The organism is Thiohalocapsa sp., assembly GCF_019695415.1.
Lineage (GTDB): Bacteria > Pseudomonadota > Gammaproteobacteria > Chromatiales > Chromatiaceae > Thiohalocapsa.
Genome location: NZ_JAIFKJ010000555.1, coordinates 1 through 5,432, shown reverse-complemented (window position 1 = coordinate 5,432; position 5,432 = coordinate 1). Strand labels below are relative to the sequence as shown.

Below are 5,432 nucleotides of genomic sequence, written 5' to 3'. Positions count from 1 at the left end.
CTCGGGCACGAGCGACGCACCTCGCTTACCCGAAAACCCATGCGCGACGGGTATATCAACAGCCATGGGCCGCCACGTGGAAGCGAGCCATCAAACCGGAGCTTCAAAACCATGCGAACAGTCTCTCTCGCGCTCGTGCTGCTGCTTGGCGCGACGACGCCGGCGGCAGCCGGGGTCTATGAGCACGTCCTCGACAACGGGCTCAAGGTGCTGGTGAAGCCCGACCGCCGGGCGCCCATCGTCACCTCCCAGGTCTGGTACAAGGTGGGCTCCAGCTACGAGCCTGGGGGCATCACCGGTGTCTCGCACGTGCTGGAGCACATGATGTTCAAGGGCACCGAGAACCTGGCGCCAGGGGAGTTCTCGCAGATCATCGCCGAGAACGGAGGAGACGAGAACGCCTTTACCGGCACCGACTACACCGCCTACTTCCAAACCCTTGCCGCGGACCGCCTGGAAGTCTCCTTCGAGCTGGAGGCCGAGCGCATGCGTCGGCTGACTCTGCCGGAGGAAGAGTTCGTCAAGGAGCTGGAAGTGGTCAAAGAGGAGCGCCGCCTGCGCACCGACGACGACCCGCAGTCGCTCACCTACGAGCAGTTTCAAGCGGTAGCCTACCAGGCCTCGCCGTACCGCAACCCCATCATTGGCTGGCCCAGTGACCTGGAGACCATGCAGGTGGAGGACCTTCGGGGCTGGTACCAACAGTGGTACGCGCCAAATAACGCCACCGTCGTAGTGGTGGGTGACGTAGATCCGGAGGCGGTGTTCGCTTTGGCCGAGAAGCACTTCGGTCCGCTGGAGGCGGAGCCGGTGGTTCCGCCCAAGCCTCGCAGTGAGCCCGAGCAGCGCGGTGAGCGCCGGCTGGTGGTCAAGGCGCCGGCGAAAGAGCCCTATCTCATCATGGGCTACAAAGTGCCTGTCCTCGCCAATGCTGACGCGGACTGGGAGCCCTACGCACTGGAAATGCTCGCATCTGTGCTAGACGGCGGCGCCAGTGCCCGGTTCAGCCGTGAGCTGGTACGTGGCGAGCGCATCGCCGCCAGCGCCGGTGCCGGCTACAGTGCTTTCACCCGGCTGCCCGGATTGTTCCGCCTGAGCGGCACCCCGGCCAAGGGCCACAGTGTCGACGAGCTGGAGGCGGCGCTACTGGACCAGATCGAGCGCGTGCAGACCGAGCTGGTCTCGCCGGAAGAGCTGGCACGCATCCGCACCCAGTTGATCGCCGGCAAGGTCTACGAGAAGGACAGCGTCTTCTACCAGGCCATGCAGCTCGGTCAGCTGGAGACCGTCGGTCTCGGCTGGGAGCTGGTGGACGAGTACGTGGAGCGGCTGTCGGCGGTGACGCCTGAGCAGATCCGCGACGTGGCCCGCAACTATCTCGTGCCGGAGGTACGCACTGTCGCCCGGTTGGATCCGCAGCCGCTCGACGGCGCGGCGCGCACCGCCCGCGACACCACCACCACTGGAGCCCTGGCCCATGCACGCTAACCACAAGACACGCCGGCGCGCCGCCCTGCTGGCCGCCGTATGCCTGACAGCTGGACTGATTGCACCCGCCGCGGCGACACCGAACATCGAGACTTGGCGTACGGAGTCCGGCGCGGAGGTGCTGTATGCTCCTGCGCCCGACCTGCCCATGGTGGACGTGCGCATCGCTTTCGATGCCGGCAGCGCCCGGGACGGGCATCTGCCCGGCCTCGCATCCCTCACGGCCAATATGCTCACCGAAGGCGCCGGCGGGCTGGATGCGGACACCATCGCCGAGCGTGTCGAGGCAGTCGGCGCCGAGCTCGGCACCGGTGCCGGCCGTGACATGGCCTACGCGAGCCTGCGCAGCCTGACGGAGCCGGAGACGCTCAGTACGGCGGTGGAGATCCTTACCAAGGTGCTCGCGGCGCCGGAATTCCCGCCCGAAGACCTGGAACGCGTGCGCGCCAACACCTTGGTGGGTCTCCGCCAGCAGGAACAGGACCCGGGCAGTGTCGCCAGCCGCGCGCTCTATCACGCCGTCTACGGCGAACACCCCTATGCCTCCGACCCGGACGGCAACCGCGAGAGCGTCGCGGCCATCAGTCGCGCCGATTTGGTGCGCTTCCATGGCCGTTACTACACGGCGCCCAACGCCACCGTGGCCATCGTCGGAGACCTCGATCGCGCCCAGGCGGAAGTGCTGGCGGAGGTGCTGACAGCGGGCCTGCCCCGGGGCGAGCCCCCGGCGCCCCTGCCGCCGGTGGCGGACCTGACCGCCGGTGCTGTGCAGCGCATCGCCTTCCCGTCCAGCCAGACGCACCTCTACATGGGGCAGCCCGGCATGCGCCGTGGCGACCCGGATTACTTTCCGCTCTACGTGGGCAACCACATACTCGGCGGCAGCGGGCTCGTGTCCATTCTGATGGACGAGGTCCGGGAGCGGCGCGGCCTGTCGTACTCCGCTTACAGCTATTTCGCCCCCATGGCCGAGCGCGGGCCCATGGTGATGGGCCTGCAAACCAAGAATGCCCAAGTCGAAGAGGCGCGCGGGGTCATGCTGGATACCCTGGAGCGCTTCGTCGAGCAGGGCCCGACAGCGGAAGAGCTGGATGCGGCCATCAAGAACATCACCGGCGGCTTTCCGCTGCGGATCGCGAGCAACGGCAAGATCGTACAGTACCTGTCCCTGATCGGCTTCTATGACCTACCGCTCGACTACCTCGATCGCTTCACCGAGCGGGTGAGCGCCGTCACCGCCGAGCAGATCCGCGACGCCTACCGCCGGCGCGTGCACCCGGAGCATCTCGCCGTCGTGATGGTGGGCGGTGATGGGGGTGATGCATCGGCGCCCGTCGCAAGGGCCGACGCTGCAGCGGACACGGCGCAGCAGGCCGTCGACAGCGCCCCATCAGCGGATGCGACGGCGCCGGCTGCGGCGGTGACGCCGGCGGTCGGTGGCGAGGGCTAGCGGCGGGCGCTCGGGCGGTGGCGGGCATGCAGACCGCTCGCGGCGCGGCGGGCCGGCCCTGGGAGTGGCGCATCGCGGCGGGGCCGGTCAGCTACGCATCATCGGCGGGCGGCTGCGCGGGCGCCGGCTGCCGGTGCCGCAGCAGCCCGGGCTTAGGCCCACCACCGACCGGGTGCGGGAGACACTGTTCAACTGGCTTGCCGCCGACATTCCCGGCAGCCGCTGCCTGGACTGCTTCGCCGGCGCTGGTGCACTGGGCTTTGAGGCCTTCTCTCGCGGGGCGGGCGAGGTTTGGCTCATCGAGCAAGCCCCAGGCGTTGCCGCCCGCCTTTGCGCTAACGCCGAGACACTGCGAACAGCGGCGGCCCAGGACCGGCAAATGCCGGCCGCCCGTCTGGAAGTGGTGCAGGCCGACGCGCTGCGCTGGCTCGCATCACACCCGCCGGCACCCTTCGACATCGTATTTCTCGATCCACCCTTCCGCGATTCTGTGATATCCGAGGCCTGCGGGCGCTTGGCGGCTGGCTGGCTGGCGCCGGGCGCTGCCGTCTATATCGAGACGCCCTCCAACGAGCCCATGCCGGCGCTGCCGACACACTGGCAGGTGGTTCGGGAGCGCACCGCGGGCCAGGTGCGTTATGCGCTGGCGCGTGCAGCATCGGAATGAACGGCCGTCGCGCCGACCGACGGCGCGGCCAAGCTGCGGCAGTCCAGTCTGCTATGCTCTGCAACCATTGCGACGTCGGTGCCCGAGGCAGGCGTCGTTGCTCGCTCACCCGAAGCCTGTCATGCCCCGATGCGCAGCGTCGTCTATCCAGGTACCTTTGATCCCATCACCAACGGCCATACGGATCTGGTGGCCCGCGCTGCGCACCTCTGTGACCGCGTGGTGGTAGCGGTCGCCCGGGAAACGGACAAGTCGACCACCTTCGACACTGACGAGCGCGTCGCCTTGGCGTGCGAGGTCTGCCGGGGCGTCGGCAACGTGGAGGTGGTGGCCTTCTCGGGGCTGTTGGTGGAGTTCGCCCGGCAGATGCAGGTGCACGTCATCATGCGCGGCCTGCGCGCCGTCTCGGACTTCGAATACGAATTCCAGCTCGCCGGCATGAACCGCCGCATGGCCCCTGACATCGAGACCCTGTTCCTCACCCCAGCGGAGCAGTACGCCTATATTTCCTCATCGCTGGTGAAGCAGATTGCGCGCCTCGGCGGCGATGTGTCCGCCTTCGTGCCGCCGGCCGTCCATGCTGCATTGCGAAAGCGGTTTGGATAAACTGCCGGCCATCCCAATGTGCCGCCGCGAGAGCCAAGCTCGAACAGCCAAGCTACCTCAGGAGTATCGCCATGGCCCTGCTGATTACCGACGAGTGCATCAACTGCGACGTCTGCGAGCCCGAGTGCCCCAACGGCGCTATCTCGCAGGGGGAAGAGATCTACGTCATCGAGCCCGACCTCTGCACCGAGTGCGTCGGCCACTACGAGACCTCGCAGTGCGTCGAGGTCTGCCCGGTCGACTGCATTATCGTCGACCCCGATAACACGGAAACCGAAGAAGAGCTGCGCGCCAAGTATGAGCGCATTACCGGTGAATCCGGCGGCTGACCGCGTGCGCGCGCGCTCTGCGCGCACCTGCATCAAGGCTCCCGTGCGGAGCCTTTTTTCTGCGCTGCCGGCGCAGCATCGCGCCAGGCCCAAGCCTCTCTCCACAAGGTCCGGCGATGTTTTGTTCCGCCTGATCGTCTTTGCATTGCTGACGTGGTCTGTCGCGTCCACGGCGGGCTCCCGGCCTCCTGCTGCAGCGGTGGCGAGCGCGCATCCGCAAGCCACCGCCGCCGGCGTCGAGATCCTGCGCGCGGGCGGCAACGCCTTCGATGCGGCCGTCGCCGTGAGCGCGGCGCTCGCCGTTGTGGAGCCCTACAGCTCGGGACTCGGCGGCGGCGGCTTTTGGCTACTGCATCTGGCGGATTCTGGTCGGGACGTCATGGTGGATGGCCGTGAGCGGGCACCGCTGGCGGCGACCGCGGACATGTACCTGGATGCCAACGGGCGGTTCGTTCCCGAGCGCGCCCTAAACGGTGCCCTTGCCGCCGGTATCCCCGGTGCGCCTGCAGCCTTGGTGCACATTGCCGAGCCCTACGGGCCGCTGCCCCTGGCGGGGGGGCGAACCGTCCAGGAGTGCTGGTTCAACTGGATCAGCGGCTAGGGCGCATTGGCGGCTTGGGTGCGTATGGTCGGGCGGATCAGGTGGCCAACCGGTTCCTCACCGACGAAATTGAACAGCTTCAGGTCACCGCCGTGTTCATGCCCACCATCTTTCTGGGCATTGCCGCCTTTTTGCTGAATATCGTGCTGTCGCGCATCATCAGCACCCAGCGGGATCAAATTGCCGTGCTCAAAGCCTTTGGCTACAGCAACCAGGCGGTGGGGTTGCATTACCTGAAGCTGGTGCTGCTGATTACCCTGGTGGGTGGGGCGATCGGCACGGGGCTGGGGC

The 5,432-nt window shown here is 67.4% G+C and carries 6 protein-coding genes and 1 pseudogene; all 7 read left to right on the top strand.

The annotated features are described in order from the left end of the window. Window positions 1–111 precede the first annotated feature (111 nt). Window positions 112–1,488: a pitrilysin family protein gene (locus I6U14_RS15350; RefSeq protein ID WP_296900395.1), complete on the top strand. Its 1,377-nt coding sequence runs from the start codon at window positions 112–114 to the stop codon at window positions 1,486–1,488. Continuing rightward, on the top strand, window positions 1,478–2,938 hold the full coding sequence (locus tag I6U14_RS15345; RefSeq protein ID WP_296900394.1) for a pitrilysin family protein: 1,461 nt from the start codon (window positions 1,478–1,480) through the stop codon (window positions 2,936–2,938). The genes I6U14_RS15350 and I6U14_RS15345 overlap by 11 nt, the downstream gene beginning before the upstream one ends. Before the next feature lie 64 nt (window positions 2,939–3,002). Beyond that, window positions 3,003–3,605, top strand: a complete 603-nt coding sequence (gene rsmD / locus I6U14_RS15340) for a 16S rRNA (guanine(966)-N(2))-methyltransferase RsmD (protein WP_296900393.1) — start codon at window positions 3,003–3,005, stop codon at window positions 3,603–3,605. Window positions 3,606–3,734: 129 nt separating this feature from the next. Next, a complete protein-coding gene (coaD, locus tag I6U14_RS15335) occupies window positions 3,735–4,211 on the top strand; it encodes a pantetheine-phosphate adenylyltransferase (protein ID WP_296900392.1) in 477 nt (158 codons plus the stop codon). Window positions 4,212–4,282: 71 nt separating this feature from the next. Continuing rightward, on the top strand, window positions 4,283–4,540 hold the full coding sequence (locus I6U14_RS15330) for a YfhL family 4Fe-4S dicluster ferredoxin (RefSeq protein WP_296900391.1): 258 nt from the start codon (window positions 4,283–4,285) through the stop codon (window positions 4,538–4,540). Window positions 4,541–4,673: 133 nt separating this feature from the next. After that, window positions 4,674–5,093 (top strand): annotated as a pseudogene (locus I6U14_RS15325) (gamma-glutamyltransferase); the annotation flags it as partial. An 89-nt stretch (window positions 5,094–5,182) separates the two neighbouring features. Further along, on the top strand, window positions 5,183–5,432 hold a 250-nt coding region (locus tag I6U14_RS15320), incomplete at its 3' end, for an FtsX-like permease family protein (RefSeq protein WP_296900390.1).

Excerpts from the sequence above, each read along its gene's own strand:
- I6U14_RS15350 (WP_296900395.1), top strand. The coding sequence starts at position 112 with ATGCGAACAGTCTCTCTCGCGCTCGTGCTGCTGCTTGGCGCGACGACG.
- I6U14_RS15345 (WP_296900394.1), top strand. The coding sequence starts at position 1,478 with ATGCACGCTAACCACAAGACACGCCGGCGCGCCGCCCTGCTGGCCGCC.
- coaD (WP_296900392.1), top strand. The coding sequence starts at position 3,735 with ATGCGCAGCGTCGTCTATCCAGGTACCTTTGATCCCATCACCAACGGC.
- I6U14_RS15330 (WP_296900391.1), top strand. The coding sequence starts at position 4,283 with ATGGCCCTGCTGATTACCGACGAGTGCATCAACTGCGACGTCTGCGAG.